Source organism: Asticcacaulis sp. (assembly GCF_047605585.1).
GTDB lineage: Bacteria > Pseudomonadota > Alphaproteobacteria > Caulobacterales > Caulobacteraceae > Asticcacaulis.
This window is the reverse complement of the sequence record NZ_JASGFK010000009.1, coordinates 32,165-57,314: the sequence shown is the minus strand read 5'-3', so window position 1 is coordinate 57,314 and position 25,150 is coordinate 32,165. Positions and strand designations below refer to the sequence as shown.

The following is a 25,150-nucleotide window of genomic DNA, read 5'->3' as shown; positions in this document are numbered from 1 at the left end:
GCCATTTAAAAAGCCCGCCGGTATTCTCCGGCGGGCTTTTGTTTTGGGAATTACCCCCGCCTGAGTTGGCGGGGGCTATTTCACTCAGGCGCCGTGGGCCAGTACCGCCAGCATGATCAAGGCCACGATATTGGTGATCTTGATCATCGGGTTGACCGCCGGACCGGCCGTATCCTTGTAGGGATCACCGACCGTATCGCCAGTCACCGAAGCCTTATGGGCTTCTGAGCCCTTAAGATGCTTCACACCGTCCTTGTCAACAAAACCGTCCTCAAAGGATTTCTTGGCATTGTCCCAGGCGCCACCGCCAGAGGTCATCGAAATGGCGACAAAGATGCCGGTGACGATAACGCCGAGCAGCATGGCGCCCAGGGCCTCGAAGGCCGGCACCGCCCCACCGATGGCATAGACGATACCGAACAGCACGATCGGCGACAGCACCGGCAGCAGGGAGGGAATCACCATTTCCCGGATGGCCGCCTTGGTCAGCATGTCGACCGCGCGGCCATAGTTGGGACGCGATGTGCCGGCCATGATGCCCGAATCCTCGCGGAACTGCTTGCGCACCTCTTCGACCACGGCCTGTGCCGCACGGCCAACCGCCGTCATGCCCATACCGCCGAACAGGTAGGGCAACAGCCCGCCGATCAGCAGGCCGATCACCACCCAGGGCGACGACAGCGAGAAGGTCAGGTTACCCAGTCCCTTGAAAAGTGCCGGTGCATCTTGAAGTCCGGCGAAGTATTTCAGGTCCGAGGTATAGGCGGCAAACAGGACCAGCGCCCCCAGACCGGCCGAGCCGATGGCATAGCCCTTGGTGACGGCCTTGGTGGTATTCCCCACGGCATCGAGCGCATCGGTGGTGTGACGCACTTCCGGCGGCAGACCGGCCATTTCAGCGATACCACCCGCGTTATCCGTCACCGGACCGAAGGCATCGAGCGCCACGATCATACCCGCCAGGGCCAGCATGGTGGTGGTGGCGATGGCGATGCCGAACAGGCCCGCCAGCAGGTAACAGCCGATGATTCCGGCCACGATGATCAGGGCCGGTACGGCGGTGGATTCCATCGAGACCGCCAGCCCCTGGATGACATTGGTGCCGTGTCCGGTGACCGAGGCCTGGGCGATGGAAACGACCGGCCGCTTACCTGTGCCGGTATAGTATTCCGTCACCACGATAAAGCCCGCTGTCACCGCCAGACCGACCAGGCCGCAGTAAAAGAGCGTCATGCCGGTAAAGTGGAAGGTGGTGCCGGCCGAGACATATTCAAAGGCGGTGTCGAAGCCGAGGCCGGGCAGATACTTGATCACGGCGGCCAGCGCCACAATGGACAGCAGACCGGTAGCGATCAGCCCCTTGTAGAGGGCGTTCATGATGTGGTTATCCTTGCCCAGGCGGACAAAGTAGGTGCCGATGATCGAGGTGAGGATACACACGCCGCAGATGACCAGCGGCAACAGCATCATCATGCCGACATAGGGGGTTTCTCCGAAGAAGATGGCCGCCAGCACCATGGTGGCGACCGTGGTCACCGCATAGGTCTCGAATAGGTCGGCCGCCATGCCGGCACAGTCGCCGACATTATCCCCGACATTGTCGGCAATAGTGGCCGGATTGCGCGGATCGTCTTCCGGAATTCCGGCCTCGACCTTGCCGACCATGTCGCCGCCGACATCCGCTCCCTTGGTGAAGATGCCGCCGCCGAGGCGGGCGAAAATGGAGATCAGCGACGCGCCGAAGCCCAGCGAAACCAGGGCATTGATCAGGTCGCGGTCATGGGCCGTCTTGTGCAGCACTTCGGTCAGGTAGGCATAGTAACCCGACACGCCGAGCAACGCTCCACCCGCCACGAACAGCCCGGTGATGGCCCCCGCGTTAAAGGCCAGTTTCAGCCCCTTGGCCAGGCCTTCGGAGGCGGCCTGTGCCGTGCGGACATTGGCGCGCACGCTGATCAGCATGCCGGCATAACCGGCCGCGCCCGAAAGTACCGCGCCGATCAGGAAGCCGATGGCGGAAAGCGGCCCGAGGAAGATAAAGGCCAATATAAAAATCACCACGCCGACTATGCCGATCGTGGTGTACTGACGCTTCAGATAGGCGGCGGCCCCTTCCTGAATGGCCGCGGCGATTTCCTGCATACGCGCATTACCGGTACTGGCTTTCATCAGACCGAGGGTCTGAACGACACCATACAATAGTCCAAGTATGCCGGCGGCAATGGCCAGCATCAAAGCAATATTCATAATGCAACCCCTGTGTTTTTATATCATGAGAGCGCGCAGCAGACTGCCGCCCGGATCGGGACCTCAAAAAACAAGCCCAAAAACAGAAGCTTGCCAGATGATTACTGGGGAGAGTGCCAAATGTTCATTTGAGTTTCAAGGCATATATTGCCGCAACTCATTATAATTCAAGGACTTGTTGGCCTTGAATGTTGCAATGCAGGTGGCCGAATACTTATCGCCTGTAAATTCAGCGCCTTACAACGGACGCACCGCAGCACAAATGACGCGAATAATACGCCCGAACTTCGCCTAATAGGGGTGGCGCTTGGGACTTTGCGTCAGCACATCGATCGACTTGATGGCATTAGGGCCGGCGATCTTGGCCCACTCCCCCATCATCACCTGCTTGAAACGCGGTTCATCCAGCAGATAGTCCTTGCCGGGCTGGCCGAAGGATATCTTCGAGGCCGTCCGCACCAGGGCATCGCGGAAATACGGTTCCTGCTGGCGCAACTTGGCCTCGTTGGCCGCCATGTTCAGATTGATGCGGATGCTGAGAAAGAGATAATTGGCCAGCCGTCCGTTGACCGTTACCGGAATGGCCACGGCACCGAGCTGAACCGAGGGGTCGCCGGCCTTCTTCGCCTCACCTTCGCTGGCCCGGGCCGGAAGACTGGCCAGGCTGGCTGCCGCAGCAAGGGCGGCAGTAATGAGGCGGCGGCGGTGCAGGGCTTGGATCATGCCCCTTTTATCGCGCAGATTGGTTGATAACGACTGAAGAAAAAAGCCCTCCGGAATCGCCGGAGGGCTTTATCAGATTAATGGCGGCGCTTACCGTCATGCCAGTGGCCGTCCTTGTCACGCCAGCCATTGGGGTTGCCGTCATCATTGCGCCAGGCATCGCCATAGGCATAGGGCGGCGGCGCGGTGTGGTGATAGCGGTCGTAATAGACGTGCTGATAGCGATCCTGCGGTGGACGCTCCTTGTAATAGACGACAGAGTAGCCGGCCGGCGGCGGCGCCGGATCGTAATAGGAACCCTGATAGGAATAGTATTCGCCGTTATAGCACTTGACGCTCGACTTGCCGACATTGTTGCCGATCACGCCACCGATGACCGCGCCACCGGCGGCACCCAGGCCGCGTTCGTGCTTGGACACCTGGCTGCCGACCAGTCCGCCCAGAACGGCACCGATCACCGTGCCATTGGTCTGCGCTTCCTTTTTCTTGGCATAGCAGTAACCGTCATAGCCGCGCAGGTCGCGGTCCTGAGCCGACGCCAGGCCGGGCAGCATGAGACCCGCCACCAAGGTCAGGGCCAGGCCGGCATTCACTATCGTTTTCATGGTAGGTAACCTCCTCAGATATGTCGCGGTCTGTGCGTGCGACTTCGAAGGGCTAAGCGCAAAATGTGACGTTGGCAATACGGCCGGCCTATGGAAGCAGCCGGACATTTATAAGTTTTCTGAAAGCGGCCTACAGCGGATGGCGGAAACCCTTGACCGCGACATCGAGCTGGCGCCCGTCCGACCACAGTTCCGCGCCCGGCTGAGTCTCTTCGGCCAGGCCGATGCAGGCGCCGATATCGTAAAATCCAGCCAGAATCAGAGCCTTCGCACTGACTTCGTCGGCCGTGCAGAGAATCTGGTAGTCGTCGCCGCCGGTAAACAGGGCAACCGGGCTGATGCCGGAGGCAATGGCTGCCCGCGCCGACAGCGAGGTCGGCACCTTGTTGACATCCAGGCGGATCACCAGCTTGTTGGCGCGCGCCAGATGATCGGCATCGGCCAGCAGACCGTCGGAAATATCCATGGCGCTGCGGGCATGATCGCGCAGGGCCTGGATCAAGTCCAGGCGGATTTCCGGCAGATGATAGGCGCTGATAACCTCGTTGATGTCTTCGTGCGACATGCCGAGCAGCTGGCCCTGCAGGGCTTTCAGGCCGAGATAGCCCTGACCGATATAGCCGCTGACCAGGACCCGGTCACCGGCCCGCGCGCCCAGCCGCGACAAGGTCTTCCCCGCCGGGGCCTTGCCGAACATCGTCATGGAAACGACCAGCGGGCCTTCGGTGGATACCGTATCGCCACCGAACAGGCTGATCCCGAAACGATCCTGGTCGATCTTCAGTCCGCGCACGAAATCGGCCTTTTCGGCATAGGCCGTGCCTCGCGGCCAGGCTGTCAGCAACTGGTAGCCATAGGGTTTCGCCCCCTTGGCGACGATATCCGACAGATTGACGCGCATCAGCTTGCGCGCCACGAGATCGAGCGGATCGTGTTCGAAGAAATGCACACCGGCCACAAGCGCATCGGTATTGACGACCAGATCGTGTTCCGGATCGCCGGCAATAACGGCAACATCATCGACAAGGCCCCTCGCCTCGCGGCTCAGGCCCGCCAGCGGCTTGAAGAGCTGATCGATGATGGAAAATTCGTCGTGCTCGCCCATGAACAGCCCTCACGCTTATTTTTAGCTCAAACGCCGTATAGCGCGCCGCATCGGCGGCGACGGGCGGTCGCCCGCTGTGCAAACGGTCTTTGAGAGCCGTTTGCGTCCGGCGGCATCATGCACGCAATCAGCGAGAATGCGACAAGATTTTACGCGAAATTTCGCCTGTTTAGTGCTATTTTTGTGAGCGTACGTCCGCCGCAATGCCATCCAGTGCCGCATTGACGAACCGGGCCTCGGTCTCGCCATAGAAGGCGCGGGCGATCTCGACATATTCGTTGATGATCACTTGCAGACCAATATCCGCGCGGAACTTCAACTCCCAGGTGCCGGCGCGCAGGATGGCGCGCACCGTCGGATCGAGGCGTTCGATGCGCCAGCCCGAAGCCAGGCGGTTGATGACCAACGGATCGATGACAGCCTGTTCCTTGACGATGGTGCGGGCACCCTCGGCAAAGAAAGCCTCGTCGGCGGCGGCCAGGGGCTCGCCATCGAGATCGCCGTCAAAGCGGTAGTCGGAAAATTCCTTGATGACGGTCTCGACACCGGCGCCCGTCAGATCGAGCTGATAGAGCGCTTGGACCAGGACGAGGCGCGCCACTGTGCGGGCGCGCTTTTCCTTGTTGGAGAGCGATTTGGATTCGGCTTCGTTGGCGTTCAGCTGATCGATGACCGCCTTCAGGCTGGTCGACGTGCTGGTTGGTTTGGGGCTGGCATCGCTCATTGCGTACCGTCCATCAGGCTCTTGCGCAAGGATATCATGGTCAGACAGACCTTGGCGACCGTACCGCCCTTGTCGCCTTCCGAGCGACGGGCGCGGACCCAGGCCTGCTCCTCGTCTTCCACGGTCAGGATGCCGTAACCGATGGCCAGGCGCTGCTTGTAGCTGAGGTCCATCAGGCCGCGGGCGGATTCGTTGCAGACATAGTCATAGTGGGTGGTGTCGCCACGAATGACGCAGCCGAGCGCCACATAGCCATCATAGGCGCGGCCGGCCGGACGGTGGGCGGCATCTTCCGCCATGGCGATGGCGGCCGGGATTTCGAAGGCGCCCGGCACGGTGACCACGTCATATTCCGCACCCAGGGCTTCGAGGGCGTCTTTGGCGCCGGCCAGAAGCTCATCAGCGATATCGTCGTAAAAGCGGCTTTCGACGATCAGGATGCGAAGCGGTGTCTCTAGGGTCAAGGCGAGTCGTCCTCAAAATAGGCGTGGAAGGCAGGTCAATACGCCCTTATGCCTTCGCGAAAAAGCAAAATCTACAGGGTTTGCCAGTCGATGATGGAAAGCCCGTAGCCTTCCAGCGCCGCCGGCTTCGGGCGGGTGCCGGACAGGGCGATCATATCGCGCACGCCGAGATCGAGCAGGATCTGGGCGCCGACGCCATAATCGCGCAGGCCGCGCTGGTTCTGCGCCGCACCTTCGTCCGAGCCGAAGCGGTTCGACAGGACCTTCGGATCCGGGTCGCGCAGCAACACCATGACGGCCGGACCATTGTGGTCCGCCAGGGCCTGCATGGCTTTTTGCACGTAGCTGCTGCGGAAGGCGCCACCCTGCCCGCCCAGCACATCCGAGGCGATATCGAGCTGGTGCATACGCACGAGTGTCGGCTTGCTGGGCGATGGCTGCGCCTTGACCAGGGCCAGGTGTTCCGAGCCATCGAGCTGGTTACGGTAAACCATCAGGCGAAACTGCCCCCCCCATTCGCTCTCGAACGGACGCTCCAGCACGCGTTCGACAAAGCGCTCGGTGCGGCGGCGATAGGCGATCAGGTCGGCAATGGTGCCGATCTTCAGCCCGTGGAGCTGGGCAAAGGGCACCAGGTCCGGCAAGCGCGCCATGGTGCCATCGTCATTGATGATCTCGCAGATCACGCCGGCGGGATAGAGGCCGGCCATGCGTGAAATATCGACAGCGGCTTCCGTGTGTCCGGCGCGCACCAGAACGCCGCCTTCGCGGGCAACCAGCGGGAAAACGTGGCCGGGCGAGACGATATCACGGGAGTCCTTGGTCGGATCGATGGCCACGGCGATGGTATGGGCACGGTCCTTCGGCGAAATACCGGTCGAGATGCCGTCCTTGGCCTCGATCGACACGGTGAAGGCCGTGCCGTTGCGGGCGCCGTTATCATGGACCATAGGCGGCAGGCGCAGGGTCTTGGCGCGCTCACCGGTGATCGACAGACAGATCAGGCCGCGAGCAAAACGGGCCATGAAGTTGATGATGTCCGGGGTCGCCATCTGGGCGGGGATAACCACATCGCCCTCGTTCTCGCGATCCTCGGCATCTACCAGGATATAGGGGCGGCCATTGCGGGCGTCTTCCAGGATATCCTCGATCGAGGAAATCGGGCTGTCGTAACCGTTATCCGGGTTGGTACCCAGGTCGTTGGTGATCTTGTTCAGGCTCATGATGGCTTACTCTGTCTCAAACCAACGGGCGGCATAGCGCGCCAGGCGGTCAACCTCAAGGTTTACGCTGTCACCGACTGTCGTTTTCGACAAGGTTGTGTGCAGCCAGGTGTGGGGAATGATGTTCACGCCGAAAGTCTGTCCTTCGACTTCGTTGACGGTCAGCGAAATGCCATCGAGCGCCACCGAGCCCTTCGGGGCGATAAAGCGGTGCAGCGGCGCAGGCGCCTCGAAGGTCAGTCGATAGCTGTCGCCATCCTGTTTGACGCTGATCAGCTTCGCCAGACCATCGACATGGCCGGAAACGATATGGCCGCCCAGCTCGTCACCGATCTTCAGCGCGCGTTCGATATTGACCTTCGAGCCTTCCTGCCATTGTCCGAGATTGGTCAGGTTGAGCGTCTCGTTGGAGACATCGAGATCGTAGCTGCGGCCCTGCTTGGAAACGACGGTCAGGCAGCAGCCGGCATGGCTGATCGAGGCGCCGATCTCGACATCATCGAGGTCGAAATCGACCCGCATGGTCAGGCGCACGCCGGCGTCCGATTTTATCAGGGTCTCGACCGTCCCCATGCTGGAAATAATACCGGTAAACACGTTCAGTCCTCAGATCAGTTCATAGGTTTCCCAGAGGTCATCACCGACCGACTGGACGCCCAGGCGGGTAAACCGCACCATATGGTTGATGTCTTCAATATTCAGGTGCCCGAACACCGGCCGGGCGTCTCCGCCCAAGATGGTGGCCGAACGGAACCATTCAAGGCGATCGACCAGGCCAGCGCGCAGAAACGACGTGGCAATCACGCCGCCGCCCTCGACAAACAGCCGCTCGATCCCGGCCGCGCTAATCGCTTCGAGCGCGGCCTGCAGATCGACGCGCTGGTATTTCGACGGCACCTTCAGGGCCTTGACGCCCAGGGCTTGCATTTCACCAGTGAGTTCGGTCGTGGTCACCACATAGGTCGGGATGACGCGCGCCGTCTGGGCCAGCTTGGACGTCATCGGCAGGCGCGAGCGGGAATCGAGCACGATCCGCGCCGGCTGATAGCCTTCGTAATTCGGCAGCCGGACGGTCAGCTCCGGATCGTCCTTCAACACGGTTTCGATGCCGACGAGTACGGCATCATGGCCACCGCGCAGTTCATGGACGACGCGACGCGCCTCCTCGCCGGTGATCCACTTGCTCTGGCCGGAAGCTGTGGCGATCCGTCCATCGAGGGTCGTAGCAAGTTTGAGGGTGATCTGCGGGCGCATTATTCCGAACCTTTACAGGTTCGACAAGGGCGACCGCCCGCCCGAGCCGTTGCGAGGTAAGCCCGCGCGGCACCTGAGCGCAAAAGAAAAAAGCTTGATTGCCAATAACCTATCATTGGCAATCAGGCATCGTCACTGGGGGAAATATCCTGTTCGCCCAGCCCTTGCTTGATATCGTGCGGCTCGTCGATGGTCTCGTTAAGCCCCTCGTCACCCAGGAACTTGGCGAAGTCCGATGTCTCGCGGAAATCACGATAGACGGAGGCATACCGCACATAGGCGACCACATCGAGCGACTTGAGCGCCTCCATGACGAGACCGCCGACCGTATCGGACGGGATATCGGTCTCGCCCATGCTTTCCAGCTGACGGACAATACCCGACACCATGCGGTCGACGCGGTCCTGATCAATCGGCCGCTTGCGGAGCGCAATCGAAATGGAGCGCTCCAGCTTTTCGCGATCGAAAGGCGTGCGTCGTCCCGAGCGCTTGACCACCATCAGATCGCGCAGTTGCACACGTTCGAACGTGGTGAAACGTCCGCCGCATTCCGAGCACGACCGGCGGCGACGGATCGCCGCGCCGTCTTCCGACGGGCGGGAATCCTTCACCTGGGTTTCAAGGTTTCCGCAGAAGGGACAACGCATTCAGGAGCCTCTAAGCGCAATCCGAAAAGTGCCCTGCAAAGAGGCTGTGCACTTTTCGGAATTATTGCGCGACAAGATTAGGAGTAGATCGGGAACTGCTTGGTAAGCATCAGCACCTGAGCACGGACCTTTTCCTGAACGGCCAGATCCGGCTGGCCGCCATTGGCCGCCATACCATCGACGACATCGGCAATCAGATTGCCAATGGTGATGAACTCGGCCTCGCGGAAACCGCGGGTGGTGCCGGCTGGCGTGCCGAGACGGACGCCCGAGGTGATGGTGAAGGGCTTGTCATCGAACGGAATGCCGTTCTTGTTGCAGGTGATGAAGGCCGCTTCCAGCGCCGCTTCCGTATCCTTGCCGTTCTGGCCCTTCGGGCGCAGATCGACCGACATGACGTGGCTGTCGGTGCCGCCGGTGACGATGGCGAGGCCACGCGACACCAGGGTATCGGCCAGCGCACGGGCATTGGCGACAACCTGCTTGGCGTAGGTCTTGAATTCCGGTTGCAGGGCCTCACCGAAGGCCACAGCTTTGCCGGCGATGACGTGCATCAGCGGCCCGCCCTGCAGGCCAGGGAAGACCGACGAGTTGATCTTCTTGCCGATGGCTTCGTCGTTCGACAGGATCAGGCCGCCACGCGGACCGCGCAGGGTCTTGTGCGTGGTGGTGGTGACGATGTGAGCATGCGGCAGCGGATCCGGATACACGCCGCCCGCGACCAGGCCAGCATAGTGGGCCATGTCGACGAAGAGGTAAGCACCGACCGAATCGGCGATCTCGCGGAAGCGCTTGAAATCGATATGGCGCGGATAGTTGGAGGCGCCGGCGATGATCAGCTTCGGCTTGTGCTGCTGGGCCAGGTCATTGACCTGTTCCATGTCGATCAGGTTGGTGTCGCGCGTCACGCCGTAGGGCACGACATTGAACCACTTGCCTGACTGATTGGCCGGGGAGCCGTGCGTCAGGTGACCACCGCAGGCCAAGTCCATGCCCATATAGGTGTCGCCCGGCTGGAGCAGCGAGAAGAAAACGGCCTGGTTGGCCTGGGCGCCGGAGTGCGGCTGGACGTTGGCGAAGGCGCAGTTGAACAGTTGCTTGGCGCGTTCGATGGCCAGGCGCTCAACGTCATCGGCGTATTCGCAACCGCCGTAATAACGGCGGCCGGGATAGCCCTCGGCATACTTGTTGGTCAGCACGGAGCCCTGCGCTTCCAGAACGGCCTTGGAGACGATGTTTTCCGAGGCGATCAGCTCGATCTGGTCCTGCTGGCGATGCAGCTCGCCCTTGATGGCCGCCATGACTTCGGAGTCTTGCGTGGCGAGGTCGTTGTTGAAGAAGCCTTGCGGGATGAATGAGCCGGCGTTCGCGGGTGCGTTCAAGGGAGCGATTCCTGTGCTGGAGGAAGGATAAGGGGGATATGGGGAGCGTTTACGCTTATAGCCAGCACGAGGCAAGGTTTTTAAGAGGATTAACCGTCAAACCAGCTTGCCGCGCCCGGAGGTGTCGGGCTTCTGTCCGCTGGCGCTGCTACCCTGGCCACGCTTTTCGGCCAGCTTGTTTTTCAGCTTGAGCACGGCCAGGCGCTTGACGCCTTCCGGATCGTTGACCGGCCCCATGGCCGAAACCTCTTCCGCAGTATCGGCGTCAATCGCCGTGACCTTCAGGTAAGGCCCCTTGCGCTGCATTTCGAGATAGATTTCGGACATAAGCTATTGTGTCGCGACTCTGTCTTTGTGACAAGCCGCTCACAGAAAAGGTTATCCGTGAAAGATTAGGCTACCGCCGGCAGGCGGGCCACGTTGCACATGGTCCAGAGCTTGTCCATCGACTCGACCAGGTGATCGATCATCTCGTCCGTATGGTCCGGCGACGGGGTGAAGCGCAGGCGCTCGGTGCCCTTCGGCACGGTCGGGTAGTTGATCGGCTGGACATAGATGCCGAAATCATTGAGCAGCATGTCCGAGACCATCTTGCAGTGCTTGGCGTTACCTACCAGCACCGGCACGATATGCGACTGCGTCGGGAAAGTGGCGATGCCTTTGGCGCGCAGTTTCTTCAACAGGCTTTGTGCGCGTTCCTGATGGGCGACGCGGCGCTCATTATGTTCCTTCAGGTACTTCACCGAAGCCGCGGCGCCGGCCATGACGGCGGGGGGCAGCGAGGTGGTGAAGATGAAACCCGAAGCCCACAGGCGAATGGCATCGACCATGGCCGAGGTGCCGGCGATATAACCACCCATCATGCCGAACGCCTTGCCGAGCGTACCTTCGATGATGTCGATCTCGCCCATGATACCATCACGTTCGGCGACGCCGGCGCCACGTTCACCATAGAGGCCAACGGCATGGACTTCATCGATATAGGTCAGGGCATTGTATTTTTTCGCCAGGGCCACGGTGCCGCGGACGTCGGAGATATCGCCGTCCATCGAATAGACCGATTCAAAGGCGATCAGCTTTGGCGCATTGGCCGGCGCCGCCTTCAGCAGCTCTTCGAGGTGTTCGAGATCGTTGTGGCGGAAGACATGGCGTTCGCCACGACCATTGCGGATGCCCTGGATCATCGAGGCGTGGTTCAGTTCATCCGAGAAGATGATCAGGCCGGGCAGGATCTTGTAGAGCGTCGTCAGGGTCGCTTCGTTGGCGACATAGCCGGAGGTGAAGACCAGGGCCGCTTCCTTTTGGTGCAGGTCGGCCAGTTCAGCTTCGAGGTTGTTATGATACCAGGTGGTGCCGGAGATATTGCGCGTGCCGCCCGAACCGGACCCGACATCGTCGATCGCCTGGTGCATGGCGTCCATGACGACCGGATTCTGGCCCTGGCCGAGATAATCATTGGAACACCAGACGGTAACGTCCTGCTCACTGCCGTCTTCCCTGATCCAGGTGGCGCGCGGAAACTGGCCGACGTGACGCTTCAGATTGGCGAACACGCGATAGCGCCCTTCGGCGCGAACAGCTTCTACAGCGGCCTCGAAAGCGGCATTATAGTTCATATCACACTCCGACGGCGACACTTTCGCCGCGTATCCTGTTGACGAAATAGCGCTTCCGTCAGGGCCGATCAAGTCATCCGGGGGTAAAATAACCCGCCGGAGATATTCAAAATGACATTGCGGCAAATCCGTTTCAAATTCCAGCGGTTTTACTTAAGAGTGGCTGCGCACATTGTCGCAGCAAGGGGGAGGACGCCATGTCGAAAATCTGGATATGCCTGTTTCGCGGCATCAATGTCGGCGGTAATAACAAGCTGCCGATGAAGGATTTGACAAAAGTCATGCTGGCGGCGGGGCTGAGCGACGTGAAGACCTATATCGCCAGCGGGAATGTGCTGCTCGGTTCCGATCTTGATCAGGCCACGCTGGAAAAGCTGATGGGTGATCTGGTCGAGACAAATTTCGGTTTCCGGCCGTCGATCTTTCTGATCACGCTGTCGCATCTGGAAAAGGTGCTGGCGGAAAACCCCTATCGGGACCGCGAACACCAGGGCAAGGCGCAGCATGTTTTCTTCTTTAAGGCACCGCCGGAGAAGGTGCACCGCGACCTGCTCGACAGCCTGAAGATCGACAGCGAAGCCTATGAAATCACAGATGAAGTGATGTATCTCTATGCACCGGAAGGCATTGGCCGCTCAAAGATGGCCGAAAAGCTCGCCCGCGCCATCAAGGCGGATATGACCGCCCGCAATTTGAATACGGTCGAGACATTAAAGGATATGGCAGCGACGCTATCCTGACTACAGACACCCCGCCTCATCTTCCGTACCCCAAGCTTCAATCAGGCGATGCTGATTGTCAAACCTAACAACAACCTCAAAATGGAGTGAGCACGGCAGTCCTTCGACTGACCGCTCATAAAATTGACTGCCGGGGGGAAATTGCTTGGGCTTTCGCCAGGAAAAGGTTTTATCCGAATCTACCGTGTACTTTGCCCTTGATAACCGCTGAAGGACGTCGCCTTCAGCATCACCCGTCTTGAAAGGCTTCGGCGTCAGCGCAATCGCCGTTCCCCATTCATGGCTGCCATCACGAATAGTACGTGTGACGGCATCATTCGGTTTTGTGATCTCTGTATAGATGAGCAGCCCGATCAAAATGCTCGTTTGCCTGAACGACGCATTCAGCATGAATAAAGCCGCAAATCCAATCGTGAGGCATATTACGGTCAGCAGAATTCGACGCTTTTTCATAACTCCCCCAGCCAAAGCCCCTTCCTAACTTACAACCAAAACGCGCTTTGTCGACTGCCGAGGAAAAAGGATCGATCAACAGGTTACACAGATTAATTCGTGCAATTACTGGCCAATGGCCTATATCACGGCCAATAGTTTGAGAGGCGCGAAGCGCCATCTTAATCTGTGCCAATCTGTGTAATCTGTGGATCCCCTTTCTTAAGAGTACGCCATGACCTTCAATCCAATCCTTGCCCCCTATCCTGCCGGCCGGCCGCGTCGACTGCGCCAAAGCCCGTGGATACGCGATCTGGTGGCGGAAAATCGCCTGCACGTCTCGGACCTGATCTGGCCGATCTTCGTCCACGACCAGGACAAGGCGCGCGAGGCTATCGGTTCACTGCAGGGCGTCGATCGCCTGAGCATTGCCGAGGCCGTGAAGGAAGCCCGCGAAGCAAAGGCGCTCGGAATCAATGTGATAGCGTTGTTTCCTCACCTGAATGAGAAGATTCGCACCGCCGATGCAAAGGCCGCCATCGATCCGGAAGGCCTGATCGTCCAGACCTGCCGCGCCATCAAGGCCGCCGTGCCGGATATCGGCCTGCTGGTCGATATCGCGCTCGATCCCTATACCGATCACGGCCATGACGGCCTGCTGATCGACGGCAAGATCCATAACGACGCCACGGTCGACATGCTCGTGCAGCAATCCCTGGCCCTGACCGCCGGTGGCGCCGATATTCTGGCGCCGTCCGACATGATGGACGGCCGCATCGGTGCGATCCGCACCGCTCTGGAAGCCGCTGGCCATCAGGACACCATGATTATGTCCTATGCCGCCAAATATGCCTCGGCCTTCTATGGCCCTTATCGTGATGCCATCGGCGTCAAGGCGCTGAAGGGCGATAAGAAGACCTACCAGATGGATTCCGCCAATACCGAGGAAGCCCTGCGCGAGGTCGCCATCGATATCTCCGAAGGCGCGGACATGGTGATGGTCAAGCCCGGCCTGCCCTATCTCGATATCGTTCAGCGCGTATCGGATACCTTCAAGGTGCCGACCTTCGTCTATCAGGTCAGCGGCGAATATGCGATGATCAAGGCAGCCGTCGAGAAGGGTTATATGGACCACGATCGCGGCGTGATGGAAACCCTGCTGGCCTTCAAGCGCGCCGGCGCTTCGGGCATCCTGACCTATTTCGCCAAGCACGTTGCCGAACTTTTAAAGGCCTGATCATGGACATCTACAAAGACCTGCAAAAGGCCCTCAATGCCGGCACCTATGTGCGCCTGACCCTGGCCGATGGTGAGCATGAAGGCTTTATCATCGCCCTTAGTCCTGCGCTGGTCCTGCTACAGGCGATCCATGAATGGCAGGATGTCGGCGCGCTGGTTGCACCCGTCGAACAGGTTGAGGCCATCGAGATTTCGGACTATCACGACGACCAGATGAAGATTCTCGACTTTAACAGCGTCAAGCGCACCAAGCGCTATGGCTGGGTGCGGCTCGGTGGCTGGAACGACCTGTTCAAGTCCTTGCAGTTCAAGGAAAAGTTCGTTGTCGTCTCAGCTGAGGATGGTGCCGAAGTCGGGACGGTCGATGCGATCGAGGCCGATTGCGTGGTGATCAAGGCGATCGATCCCGGCGGCAACTGGCAGACCGACGAGGTCGAATGGCCGTTCGATGATATCACGCTGGTGCAGTTTGACGACAGCTACAGCCGCACCCTGCAACGCTATGTCGAGAAACGCGCCGCGAACTAACGGCTATTTGCGTTTTTGGCGCCGCGCTTCCAGACGGGCGTGGAGCGAGGACGTATCCCAGCGCCGGCCGCCCATGGATTGGACTTCCGAATAGAACTGATCGACCAGCGCCGCCACCGACAGGTGTGCGCCATTGGCCCGCGCTTCATCGAGTGCGATACCCAGATCCTTGCGCATCCAGTCCACAGCAAAACCGAAGTCGTATTCGTCCTTCGCCATGGTGGCCCAGCGGTTCGACATCTGCCAGGATCCGGCCGCACCCGCCGAAATGGCACTGAACACCAGCTCCGGATCAAGGCCCGCGCATTTGGTGAAATGCAGGGCCTCGGCCACGCCCTGGACCGCGCCGGCAATGGCGATCTGGTTGGCCATCTTGGCCATCTGGCCGGCACCCGCCTCGCCCAGATGGGTGATCGACTTGGTATAGGGCCTGGTCAGTTCAACGACTTCGGCGTAGCGCGCCGCATCGCCGCCCACCATGATCGACAGCTGACCATTGACGGCCCCGGCTTGCCCGCCCGAAACCGGCGCATCGTAAAAAGTAATGTGTTTTTCAGCACATAACGCTACCATTTCACGTGACAGTTTGGCGGATGTGGTGGTGTGATCGATGATCAGCGAACCCGGTTTCATATGCGAGATCGCGTTCAGAACGGTCTGGCGAACATCCTCATCACGGCCGACGCACAGGATCAGGACCTGCGCCCCCATCAGGGCCGTGCCCAGGGTAGCCTCGGCGTGCATACCGTATTCTTTGGCCCAGTCGAGCGCCTTCTGATGCGAGCGATTGAACCCCGTCACCTTGTAACCGGCCTTGACCAGATGGCCTGCCATCGGCGCGCCCATAATTCCCAGACCGGCAAAACACAGCTTCATAACGCACTCCTGATATCTGAACTACTGGCCGATCTGACCATATTTGCCCCGAAAAAAGGTCAGGCCTTTTGCCTCCGGGTCGGTCTCGAAAGACTGGACTTCGCCGACGATGACGAGATGATCCCCGACGATACGTGATTCATACAGTTCGCAGCCGAAAAAGCCGATGACATCATTCAGTTTCAGCGGGTCGTGCGGACAGGTCACGCCCTCTTCCGGCACGATATGGGCGCTGCCACTGGCGAAGCGGCGCGACAGGTCTTCATGATCGCCATTGAGGATATTGATGCCGAAGGTCTGCGCGCCGGCATAGAGATCATAACGGTGCGCCTTGAGATCGAGGCACCACTGCACCAGCGGCGGATCGAGCGATACCGAGCTGAAAGAATTGGCGGTCATGCCGACAACATGGCCATCGACATGGTCCGGATCGGCCACCGTGATCACGCAGACGCCGGTGGCGAAACCGCCCATGGCATGGCGCAGGGCCTTTTTATCGATCAGCGGGTCGGCGGTGTTCGAGGTCATGCGCTAGGACGTAATGGACACCGCCGCGCAAAGCAATCGCTGATGCGCGTTTTTGCCAGATGAATTTTACCAGATGATTTTGCCCGCGCCGTCGCCATGGGGGCAACTCTAAACAGGCTGTTAACCCTGTCGCAGATAGTCTGGCGACCAGATTCTGCGAAAGTAAGTGTTCATGGCCAGCCGCGACGCCCCCGTCGTCATCAAGAAAGTCAAGAAGGTCGTCGGTGGCGGACACCACGGCGGCGCCTGGAAGGTGGCCTATGCCGACTTCGTGACGGCCATGATGGCCTTCTTCCTGTTGATGTGGCTGATCAACACCACCTCGCCCGAACAAAAACGCGGCGTGGCCGACTATTTCGCACCGGCCAATGTGTCTCAATCGACCTCCGGCTCCGGCGGCATTCTGGGCGGCCAGGCGCTCGGCAAGGATGGCGATAAGAATGAAGGCACCATGTCCTTCATCGAACAGATGGCGCCCAAGCCGCCCGAAACCCAGGACAGCGACGGCACGGCAACCGAAACCAAGGGCGCCGGCGCCGCAGCCGACACGCCTGAGGATTCCGACGCTCAGAAGCGCGAACAGCAGTCCTTCCAGAGCGCGGCCGAATCCCTGCGTCAGGCCCTGCAGGACATGCCGGAACTGACCGAGCTATCGAAGAACATACTGGTGGACCAGACGCCGGAAGGCCTGCGTATCCAGCTGATCGACCAGGAAGGCCGCTCGATGTTCAACGAGAATTCGACCCAGCCGAATGACCGGGCCAAGATCCTGCTGCGCGCCGTCGCCAAGGTGATCAATCAGTTGCCGAACCGCATCTCGATCACCGGCCACACCTCGGGCTCGCCGGGCCAGGCCGGGCAGAATCCGAAGGATTGGTCGCTATCGAGCGGTCGCGCCGATGCGGCACGCGCCATTCTGCAAGCCGCGGGCGTCGATCAGGACCGTATCGCCATGGTCTCCGGCAAGGCGGCGAAGGAACCGCTCTATCCGGACGATCCGTCCCTGGCCGGTAACCGCCGGATCGCCATCGTTCTGCTGCGGGAAGCGCCCGTTCTGCCGCAGTAGAGTCGCTTTGATACGATAAGCCGGGATTTGCGCTTGCCGTTCGGGGAAATTTGCGTTCAACTGTAAGGGCGGTATGTTCCGCCGCAGATACAGGGACTTGTACGGCGTAAGATGAGCGAACACTTTCCAGGTCGAAAGCTCAGATACTATCTGACCATTCCCGGTCCCTGCCCTTACCTGCCCGGTCAGGAAGAGCGCAAGGTCTTCGTACACCTGCCGCCGCTCGAAGCAATCAGCGTCAACGACCAGCTGTCGGCCATCGGTTTCCGCCGCTCACAGAATATCGCCTATCGCCCCGCCTGCCAGACCTGCCGCGCCTGTCAGAGCGTGCGCATTCCGGTCAAACGCTACCAGCTGTCAAAATCGGACAAGCGCGTGGTCAGGGCCAATGCTGACCTGACCAAGGCCTTTGTCGAAGCCGAGGCCAGTCGCGAACAGTTCGACCTGCTGCAACGCTACCTGAAGGCGCGCCATCCCGATGGCGGCATGATGGATATGAGCTGGCCAGATCTGGTGGCCATGGTCGAAGATACGCTGGTCCGCACGCACATGATCGAATACCGGCTGGATGGTCAGTTGGTCGCCTGCGTGCTGGTCGATGCGCTGAATGACGGGCTGTCGCTGGTCTACAGTTTCTATGATCCGGACCTGATGGCGCGTTCGTTGGGCCGCTACATCATCCTCGATCATATCGATCAGGCCGGGCGCGCCGGCTATGACCATGTCTATCTCGGTTACTGGGTGAAGAACAGCCCGAAGATGGATTACAAGGCGCGCTACCGACCGTTGGAAGGCCTGACGGACATGGGCTGGCAGGAGATCGACCCGGAGGCTTGAGCCCGGGGCGGAACAAGCAAGACACCCCACTACTAACATTTAGGGCGGGCAGGTTCCCCTCCCCATCGAAGATGGGGAGGTACAAAACTAGAGGCGCAGCTTTCTCAGTCCGCGCGGGGCGATCCGGCCTACGGCGGCGCGCTTGCCGACATAGTCCTTCACATCCTTGAAGTCACGCGCCTTACCCGAACCATCGTACCACTGGGCGCCGGCTGCCATGTCGAATACGGCGATGTCCTTCACACCGCCATCCTTGTAACCTTGCAGCTTGACGCCTTTGCCGCGCGCCATTTCCGGCAGTTCTGACACCGGATAGACCAGCAGCTTGTTGTTTTCACCGAGGATCATGATGTGATCCCCCGTCACAGCCAGGGCGGCAAAGGCCTCTGTGCCATCGGCATTCAGCACCTGCTTGCCGGCGCGCTTGTTGGCGACCGCATCTTCTTCGTTCATCACGAAGCCGTAGCCATTCTTGGACACCATGACACGCTTCTGGCCCGGTTTCATCATGAAGACGTTGACGATCTTGGCGCTTTCCTCGATATCGAGCATCAGGCGCAGCGGCTCTCCATTGCCGCGTCCTGAAGGCAGCTTGTCGCAGCCCAGCGTCAGGAAACGGCCATCGGTGGTCAGGATCAGCAGCTTGTCGGTGGTGAAGCCCGGCACCAGATGCGCCAGCTCATCGCCTTCCTTGAACTTCAGCTCAGACGGGTCCTCCACCTTACCCTTGGCGGCACGAATCCAGCCGCGCGCCGACAGGATGACCGTGATCGGTTCCTTCGGCAGGTAGGATTCGATGGCAGACACCTCGATGCCGACCGGTGCATCGGCGAAGGTAGTGCGACGCGGCGACAGCATTTTCTTGCGTACCTCGACCAGTTGCTGGTCGATGCGCTTCCATTGCATTTTTTCACTGCCAAGCAGTTCCTTGAGCGCATCGCGTTCTTCCGAGAGCTTCTTGTGCTCGTCGGTGATGGTCATTTCTTCCAGTCGCGCCAACTGGCGTAGACGGGTATCGAGAATATAGTCGGCCTGCAGTTCGCTTAAGGCAAAACGCGCCATCAGCACGTCACGCGGCTTTTCCTCCTCGCGGATGATACGGATCACCTCGTCGAGATTGAGGAAGGCGATCATCAAACCATCGAGCAGGTGCAGGCGCTTTTCGATGCGTTCCAGGCGCCAGTTCGACATGCGGATCAGCACGACACGACGGTGATCGAGGAAGGCGACCAGGCAGTCCTTCAGCCCCATGACGCGCGGCGTGCCGGTGGCGTCCAGCACGTTCATATTGACGCCAAAGCGTGTTTCGAGATCGGAGATCTTGAACAGGCTCTCCATCATCACTTCGGGTTCGATGTTACGCGACTTGGGTTCCAGGATCAGGCGGACTTCTTCGTCGGATTCGTCACGTACATCGCCCAGCAGCGGCGCTTTCTTGTTCTCGATCAGATCGGCCAGTTGCTCGATCAGGCGCGACTTCTGCACCTGATAAGGAATTTCGCGCACGATGATACGCCAGTTGCCGCGCCCCAGGTCCTCGACCTCATAACGCGCACGGGTGCGAATCGAACCGCGACCGGTCTTGTAGGCCTCAAGGATCGACGCCTTGGATTCGACGCAGATGCCGCCGGTCGGGAAATCCGGACCGGCGATAAATTCCATCAGCTCTTCGGTGGTGGTATCCGGCTTGGTCAGCAGCTTGCGGCAGGCATCGATCAGTTCGCCGACATTATGTGGCGGGATCGAGGTCGCCATGCCGACGGCGATCCCCTGGGCGCCATTGGCCAGCAAGTTGGGGAAACCTGCCGGCAGCACGACCGGCTCTTCATCGCGTTCGTCATAGGTAGCGCGGAAATCAACCGAATCCTCGTTGATTCCCTCCAGCAGCAGCATGGCTGCCACGGTCAGGCGGCATTCGGTATAACGCATGGCGGCGGCGTTATCGCCGTCGATATTACCAAAATTGCCCTGGCCCTCGACCAGCGGATAGCGCTGGGCAAAATCCTGCGCCAGACGGACCAGCGCATCATAGATCGAGGCGTCGCCGTGCGGGTGGAAGGTACCCATGACTAGACCGACCACGGCGGCGCATTTGCGCGCGGCGGCTTCCGGGCTGAGGCGCATATTGCCCATACCGTACAGCACGCGGCGGTGAACCGGCTTCATGCCATCGCGCACGTCCGGCAGCGCGCGGGAACTGATAGTGGAGAGCGCATAGGCCAGATAACGCCGCGAAAGCGCATCGCCCATCGGCTCATCAATGATACGCCCACCGGCGTCGTCGGGAATCACGTCAGTACTCATGCGCGCAGGCTAAAGCCTGCAAGGAGTCAAGACAAGACCCTGCCCGGCCACGCATTCACTTGTTCACGGTTTAATCCGGCGAAGTGCAGTTCAGCCCGCCCGGCCGATCAGGTTGCGCCCGGCATCCTTGGCGGCATAGAGCGCCTGGTCGGCCTCGCGATAGAGCTGGTCCGGCGACAGACCGCGATACCACTGGGCGACCCCGGCCGAAAAGGTATAGCGCAGGGTCACACCGCCAAAGGCTATCCTCTGGTCGCGCAGATGGGCCTGCAGGCGTTCGATAACCGCGCAGGACTGCTTCAGATTGGCGCCTGGCATCAGGATAAGAAACTCCTCGCCGCCAACCCGGCCGATAATATCGCGTTCGCGCAGGGCCGCCGCCGCCGAGGTGGCGAAATGGACCAGCACCTGGTCGCCGGCATCGTGGCCGAACCGGTCATTGATTGACTTGAAATGATCGAGATCGATCAGCACGGCGGAGAATATATCATTCGTGCCGGTGGCATGGTCCACCAGCGCATTGAAGCGCTTCATGGTAGCGCCCCGATTGAACAGGCCAGTCAGGTGGTCGGTCTCGGCGGCCGTGATCGCTGCGTCACGATCGGTGGTCAGGCGGAATTCGCGGCGCTTGACCGAGGTGATATTAGCCACCGACAGTATCATCCAGCCATCCGGCAGGGTCGCCTCGCTAATCCAGAACCAGCGGCCATCGACCATATCGACTTCAAATTCACGCACCGGCTCGCTGCGTCGCCTGGTTTTCGCTTTCGCCAGCCAGGCGTCGATGTCCTGGGTTTCGATCCGGGGGCCGCGACCGGTTTGCCAGCAATGGCGCATCAGGCTGTCGAAGGTTTGCGGGCCCGGCTGCATGTCGTAAAGCGCCCTGAACCCTTCCGTGGCCAGACAAATGCTGTCGTCCGGCGCGAAAACCGCCATGCCACGGCCGCTGATCAGCAGCCCCTGGGCGATGCGCACGATCATGTCTGGCGTAGGCGCGGAAAGCGGCGCTTCTGCTGGCAGGCTTTTCGTGTTTTGAACGACGTTTCGGTTACGGGGCATACAGGACGGCAGGCAGTTACCAGTTGAGCTGGCAGCCTATCAGAGCGGCGTTATTTTCAGATTAAGACGCGCAAAAAACCTTGCGTCTAAAACAGCGCGTCGACTTCGCTCTGCAGGCTCTTCTGCGCCGGGCTGCGGCCATGGATGTGCGAATCCATCTCCACCACCAGGCCCTTCATGTCACGCAGGCGGTCGCTGAGATCGGCATGGGCCGCCGGATCTTCGAGATTGGCGGTCATCAGGACACGGATCGAGGTATCGAACATCGTCAGGGCGCGTTCGCAGGCGGCATCGAATTCGCCGCGGATATCGGCCGGTGCGTGCTCGTAGGCCGCGATCACTACATCCTTCAGTTCAAAACCGGATTTTTCGAAGTGCTCGATATAGCCGCGCGGATGCCAGTCGGCCAGTTCCTCGGCCATGTCCGGCATATCGAGGCCCATTTCGAATAGCATGATGGCTTCGTTGAACAGGTTCAGGTAGTCGGTTGCCAGTCCGGTGGCCGGATTGACATTGGCGGCTAATATCTCCTGCTCACTGTATGACAGCATCGAAACCCCAGAAATGTAACGAAGTTATGACACATATCCGTTACCAAACCGTATTGTCCTGTTTAAGGACTGAGGTGAGTCGCGCCAAGACCCTATCTTGACAGGCTGTCTTTCAGACGCAGACGGATGTCCGGCAGGGGTTTGTTATGCGGATGGAAGACATGGCGCTCCAGAAAAAAGCCCGTCAGCTCCATACCTTTCACTATATCGCCCTCGGCCAGACCGCCCTGTGATGACAGCATGAAGCCCGGCAGCGGCAGGAGCTTGTCATGATAGGGCGCGCCGGCGGACCGGCTGACCGCCCTGCCCGATTTCGGACTGACATAGACCAGGTCGTCGTGTTCGCCACTGACGGCGCAGGCGCCGAGATCGAGCCCGAAGCCCAGGGCCTCCAGTAAACCAGCCTCATAGCGGACATAGACGGCAGGCCAGATGTCTTCAAAGGCGAACATACCCATCAGGGCCGACAGGGCATGATAGATGCCGAGCTGGCGGTCTCGTTCAGGCAGGATTTTCTGCGTCATCAGGCAGGCGCACTGCAGGCCCAGAAGCCCAATGGGGTCGTCAAGCAGGTCCGGCGACGGCCCGGCGGCCTCCAGGGTGGCGGCGCCGAGCTGATCGGCATGGCGGGCGCGATAGGCAAAGAGGACGCGGGCGCCGGGCTGAAGCAGCGGTTTGATCCGCCGCGAAGCGCCACCGGCGATATGGGCAGCATAGACGCCGTGGTTTTCGGTCAGGACATGGACAATGGCGCCCGTTTCGCCGTGGCTGCGGGCACCAAGGACTATGGCCTCGTCCTCAAATTCCATCAGGACTCGTATTCCAGCCCGAACTGAGCATACAGAGCGCGATCCTCGCTCCACTTTTCCTCGACCTGCACATGCAGGAACAGATGCACCTGACGATCAAGCAGCTTGCCGAGTTCCTCGCGCGACTTCATGCCGATCCACTTCAGGGTCTGGCCGTTCTTACCCAGAACGATCGACCGCTGGCTGTCGCGTTCAACGAAAATGGTCTGCTCGATACGCGCCGAACCGTCCGGCTTGTCTTCGAACTTGGTCGTCACCACGGCAGCGGCATAGGGCAGTTCCTCATGCACGCGCAGGAACAGCTTTTCGCGGGTGATTTCGGCGGCCAGGATACGCACCGGCGCATCGGCGGCCTGATCGGCCGGATAGAGCCACGGGCCTTCCGGCATCTTCTTTTCCAGCAGGGTACGCAGGTCCTTGACGCCATGGCCCTTCTCGGCCGAGATCATCAGTACGTCCTCGAAGACGCCCGTCTTGTAAAGCTCGTCGGCGATGGCCAGCAGGTTCTCGCTCTTCATCAGGTCGATCTTGTTGAGCGCCAGGATCGCCTTCGCCTTGTTATCCTGCAGCCCTTTGACGATCATGTCGACATCCTCGACCGCCTTGTGATCGGCGCCGGTTGCCTTGATGTCACCAGTCGGGTGGTTGACGGCTAACTGCGCGGCGGCATCGACCAGCAGTACGATGCAATCGGCATCCTCGGCGCCGCTCCAGGCCGACTTGACCATGGCGCGGTCCAGCCGGCGGCGCGGCTTGAAGATGCCCGGCGTATCGACCAGGATCATCTGGCAGTCGTCATGCAGGGCGATACCGCGCACCGGGAAGCGCGTCGTCTGCACCTTCTGGGTGACGATGGACACCTTGGTGCCGACCAGTTGGTTGACAAGCGTCGACTTGCCGGCGTTCGGCGCACCGATGATGGCGACAAATCCGCAGCGGGTTACAGGTTCGGTCAATTCAGTTTTTCTCGTTCGATAAGGCCAAGCGCGGCGGCCTTTTCGGCCTCCTGGCGGGATTTGCCGGTGGCCGATTGAGGTGTCAGGTCGTCGATGCGGACCTCTATGGTGAAGACAGGCGCGTGATCAGGCCCCTTGCGGCTGACCAGCGTATAGACCGGCGCGCCCATGCCGTGCGCCACCGACCATTCCTGCAGATAGGACTTTGGATTGGAGCGCGAGACATTGCCGCTCTCCTTCACCGCCCTGACCCACAGGGGCTTGAAGCAGCGCAGGACCGCCTCATAACCGCCATCGATATAGACGGCCGCCATCAGGGCCTCGCAGGCATCGCCGAGTATGGTCGGATTGCTGCGACCGCCGCTCTTGGTTTCGCCGGCGGCCAGGCGCAGGGCCGGGCCGAGGTCGATCTGGCGAGCAACATCGGCGCAGGTTTCGCGGCTGACCAGGGTATGAAAGCGACGCGACAGTTCACCTTCGCTGGCTTCCGGCAGGGCTTCCATCAGGGTTTCGGCGGTCATCAGGCCGAGCACGCGATCGCCCAGAAACTCCAGGCGTTCATTATCAGCCATCTTGCGTGCACCTTCGGCCACCGAGGCATGGGTCAGGGCCAGTTCGAGCAGTTCCGGATTGCGGAAGCTGTAGCCGAGCCTGGCCTGCAGGGCGTCAATAGCCTTCAGGCGCAGGTTCGACTCTTTCGATGGCGATACGCGGATGTTCATGCGCTGGCTTTACATCAAGCCATCGCCAAAGGCAAAGGATTGCGTTGTTTGTACACTGGGCCTTCAGCGGCCGCCAAAGCGAATCTGGAAGCCAACCTTGTTCTGGCTGAACCCGCACTGTTTATAGAAGGCCTGGACATGCGGTTCCGTGCGACCGGTCAGGAGCATGAGTTTGTAATACCCTGCCGCCTCGGCGCGCCAGGCGGCTTCCACCAGCAACGCCCGGCCAATACCCTGACGCCGATAGCCATCATCGGTCACGACATTTTCGACAAGGGCATAGGGCGCGCCGCCGCGCGTCAGGTTGGGCACAATAACAAGCGTCACTGAGCCAACCAACTGCCCATCGACAACCGCCATCAGAACGGACAGTCCTGCCCTCGCCTGCATTTCAGTAAAAATCCGCGCTGCCATATCGCTAGGCAAGCGCGGATCGGAAGGGTGCAGTTGCGCATAAAGCGCAAGAAGACCATCCAGATCAGACGACACAGCCTCGCGGATCTGAACGGTCAT

28 protein-coding genes are annotated in these 25,150 nt (G+C 60.2%); 5 read left to right on the top strand and 23 right to left on the bottom strand.

The features are described 5' to 3' along the window. Positions 1-84: 84 nt before the first annotated feature. From QM647_RS16830 to hemA, 13 genes are all read right to left on the bottom strand, one after another. Positions 85-2,247, bottom strand: coding sequence for a sodium-translocating pyrophosphatase (locus QM647_RS16830; protein ID WP_414996715.1), 2,163 nt, complete (start codon positions 2,245-2,247; stop codon positions 85-87). Between the two features lie 291 nt (positions 2,248-2,538). Continuing rightward, a complete protein-coding gene (locus QM647_RS16825; RefSeq protein ID WP_414996714.1) occupies positions 2,539-2,970 on the bottom strand; it encodes a hypothetical protein in 432 nt (143 codons plus the stop codon). Between the two features lie 77 nt (positions 2,971-3,047). Beyond that, a complete protein-coding gene (locus QM647_RS16820; RefSeq protein ID WP_414996713.1) occupies positions 3,048-3,575 on the bottom strand; it encodes a glycine zipper 2TM domain-containing protein in 528 nt (175 codons plus the stop codon). A 130-nt stretch (positions 3,576-3,705) separates the two neighbouring features. Beyond that, a complete protein-coding gene (gene thiL / locus QM647_RS16815; RefSeq protein ID WP_414996712.1) occupies positions 3,706-4,680 on the bottom strand; it encodes a thiamine-phosphate kinase in 975 nt (324 codons plus the stop codon). A 175-nt stretch (positions 4,681-4,855) separates the two neighbouring features. Further along, complete coding sequence (gene nusB, locus QM647_RS16810) at positions 4,856-5,404, bottom strand: transcription antitermination factor NusB (RefSeq protein ID WP_414996711.1); 549 nt, start codon at positions 5,402-5,404, stop codon at positions 4,856-4,858. Continuing rightward, complete coding sequence (locus QM647_RS16805) at positions 5,401-5,868, bottom strand: 6,7-dimethyl-8-ribityllumazine synthase (RefSeq protein ID WP_414996710.1); 468 nt, start codon at positions 5,866-5,868, stop codon at positions 5,401-5,403. Before QM647_RS16805 ends, nusB begins: the two co-directional genes overlap by 4 nt. A gap of 71 nt (positions 5,869-5,939) precedes the next feature. Continuing rightward, the gene (ribB, locus tag QM647_RS16800) at positions 5,940-7,091 is read right to left on the bottom strand and encodes a 3,4-dihydroxy-2-butanone-4-phosphate synthase (RefSeq protein ID WP_414996709.1); all 1,152 of its coding nucleotides are present in this window, start codon (positions 7,089-7,091) and stop codon (positions 5,940-5,942) included. 6 nt (positions 7,092-7,097) lie between these two features. After that, entirely contained in the window at positions 7,098-7,688 is a 591-nt protein-coding gene (locus QM647_RS16795) for a riboflavin synthase (protein WP_414996708.1), read from the bottom strand. 9 nt (positions 7,689-7,697) lie between these two features. Then, positions 7,698-8,345, bottom strand: a complete 648-nt coding sequence (locus QM647_RS16790; protein WP_414996707.1) for a RibD family protein — start codon at positions 8,343-8,345, stop codon at positions 7,698-7,700. Positions 8,346-8,467: 122 nt separating this feature from the next. After that, a complete protein-coding gene (gene nrdR, locus QM647_RS16785; protein ID WP_414996706.1) occupies positions 8,468-8,992 on the bottom strand; it encodes a transcriptional regulator NrdR in 525 nt (174 codons plus the stop codon). A 77-nt stretch (positions 8,993-9,069) separates the two neighbouring features. Beyond that, positions 9,070-10,374, bottom strand: coding sequence for a serine hydroxymethyltransferase (gene glyA, locus QM647_RS16780; protein WP_414996705.1), 1,305 nt, complete (start codon positions 10,372-10,374; stop codon positions 9,070-9,072). Positions 10,375-10,470: 96 nt separating this feature from the next. Next, positions 10,471-10,701 carry a DUF6898 family protein gene (locus QM647_RS16775; RefSeq protein ID WP_414996704.1) on the bottom strand — a complete coding sequence of 77 codons (231 nt, stop codon included), beginning with the start codon at positions 10,699-10,701 and terminating at the stop codon, positions 10,471-10,473. A 65-nt stretch (positions 10,702-10,766) separates the two neighbouring features. Then, complete coding sequence (hemA, locus tag QM647_RS16770) at positions 10,767-11,990, bottom strand: 5-aminolevulinate synthase (protein ID WP_414996703.1); 1,224 nt, start codon at positions 11,988-11,990, stop codon at positions 10,767-10,769. 197 nt (positions 11,991-12,187) lie between these two features. Between hemA and QM647_RS16765 the strand changes: the two genes are divergently transcribed. Next, entirely contained in the window at positions 12,188-12,730 is a 543-nt protein-coding gene (locus QM647_RS16765) for a DUF1697 domain-containing protein (protein WP_414996702.1), read from the top strand. Here the strand turns inward: QM647_RS16765 and QM647_RS16760 are convergent, their stop codons facing one another. Continuing rightward, positions 12,731-13,183 (bottom strand): hypothetical protein, encoded by a 453-nt coding sequence (locus QM647_RS16760; protein WP_414996701.1) that lies wholly within the window; start codon positions 13,181-13,183, stop codon positions 12,731-12,733. It abuts the gene before it with no gap. A gap of 214 nt (positions 13,184-13,397) precedes the next feature. Between QM647_RS16760 and hemB the strand changes: the two genes are divergently transcribed. Beyond that, positions 13,398-14,399: a porphobilinogen synthase gene (hemB, locus tag QM647_RS16755; RefSeq protein WP_414996700.1), complete on the top strand. Its 1,002-nt coding sequence runs from the start codon at positions 13,398-13,400 to the stop codon at positions 14,397-14,399. 2 nt (positions 14,400-14,401) lie between these two features. Continuing rightward, on the top strand, positions 14,402-14,929 hold the full coding sequence (locus tag QM647_RS16750; RefSeq protein WP_414996699.1) for a hypothetical protein: 528 nt from the start codon (positions 14,402-14,404) through the stop codon (positions 14,927-14,929). A gap of 3 nt (positions 14,930-14,932) precedes the next feature. Here QM647_RS16750 and QM647_RS16745 read toward each other — a convergent pair whose 3' ends face one another. Next, positions 14,933-15,805: an NAD(P)-dependent oxidoreductase gene (locus QM647_RS16745; RefSeq protein WP_414996698.1), complete on the bottom strand. Its 873-nt coding sequence runs from the start codon at positions 15,803-15,805 to the stop codon at positions 14,933-14,935. A 21-nt stretch (positions 15,806-15,826) separates the two neighbouring features. Beyond that, positions 15,827-16,333: a flavin reductase family protein gene (locus QM647_RS16740; RefSeq protein WP_414996697.1), complete on the bottom strand. Its 507-nt coding sequence runs from the start codon at positions 16,331-16,333 to the stop codon at positions 15,827-15,829. 172 nt (positions 16,334-16,505) lie between these two features. On the opposite strand from QM647_RS16740, the gene QM647_RS16735 reads away from it, so the two are divergent. Together QM647_RS16735 and QM647_RS16730 are read left to right on the top strand one after the other, a co-directional pair. After that, positions 16,506-17,399, top strand: a complete 894-nt coding sequence (locus QM647_RS16735; RefSeq protein ID WP_414996696.1) for a flagellar motor protein MotB — start codon at positions 16,506-16,508, stop codon at positions 17,397-17,399. A 111-nt stretch (positions 17,400-17,510) separates the two neighbouring features. Further along, the gene (locus tag QM647_RS16730; protein ID WP_414996695.1) at positions 17,511-18,236 is read left to right on the top strand and encodes an arginyltransferase; all 726 of its coding nucleotides are present in this window, start codon (positions 17,511-17,513) and stop codon (positions 18,234-18,236) included. A gap of 87 nt (positions 18,237-18,323) precedes the next feature. On the opposite strand, the gene parC is transcribed toward QM647_RS16730, so the two are convergent. The 7 genes from parC to QM647_RS16695 all read right to left on the bottom strand — a co-directional run bounded on the left by parC (position 18,324) and on the right by QM647_RS16695 (position 25,150). Continuing rightward, positions 18,324-20,540 carry a DNA topoisomerase IV subunit A gene (gene parC, locus QM647_RS16725; protein WP_414996694.1) on the bottom strand — a complete coding sequence of 739 codons (2,217 nt, stop codon included), beginning with the start codon at positions 20,538-20,540 and terminating at the stop codon, positions 18,324-18,326. A 90-nt stretch (positions 20,541-20,630) separates the two neighbouring features. After that, positions 20,631-21,599 carry a diguanylate cyclase gene (locus QM647_RS16720; RefSeq protein WP_414996693.1) on the bottom strand — a complete coding sequence of 323 codons (969 nt, stop codon included), beginning with the start codon at positions 21,597-21,599 and terminating at the stop codon, positions 20,631-20,633. 86 nt (positions 21,600-21,685) lie between these two features. Next, positions 21,686-22,150, bottom strand: a complete 465-nt coding sequence (locus tag QM647_RS16715; RefSeq protein WP_414996692.1) for a hypothetical protein — start codon at positions 22,148-22,150, stop codon at positions 21,686-21,688. A 92-nt stretch (positions 22,151-22,242) separates the two neighbouring features. Next, a complete protein-coding gene (recO, locus tag QM647_RS16710; RefSeq protein ID WP_414996691.1) occupies positions 22,243-22,959 on the bottom strand; it encodes a DNA repair protein RecO in 717 nt (238 codons plus the stop codon). Further along, the gene (gene era / locus QM647_RS16705; protein ID WP_414996690.1) at positions 22,959-23,915 is read right to left on the bottom strand and encodes a GTPase Era; all 957 of its coding nucleotides are present in this window, start codon (positions 23,913-23,915) and stop codon (positions 22,959-22,961) included. The genes recO and era overlap by 1 nt, the downstream gene beginning before the upstream one ends. Further along, the gene (rnc, locus tag QM647_RS16700; RefSeq protein ID WP_414996689.1) at positions 23,912-24,637 is read right to left on the bottom strand and encodes a ribonuclease III; all 726 of its coding nucleotides are present in this window, start codon (positions 24,635-24,637) and stop codon (positions 23,912-23,914) included. Before rnc ends, era begins: the two co-directional genes overlap by 4 nt. A 63-nt stretch (positions 24,638-24,700) precedes the next feature. After that, positions 24,701-25,150, bottom strand: coding sequence for a GNAT family N-acetyltransferase (locus QM647_RS16695; protein WP_414996688.1), 450 nt, complete (start codon positions 25,148-25,150; stop codon positions 24,701-24,703).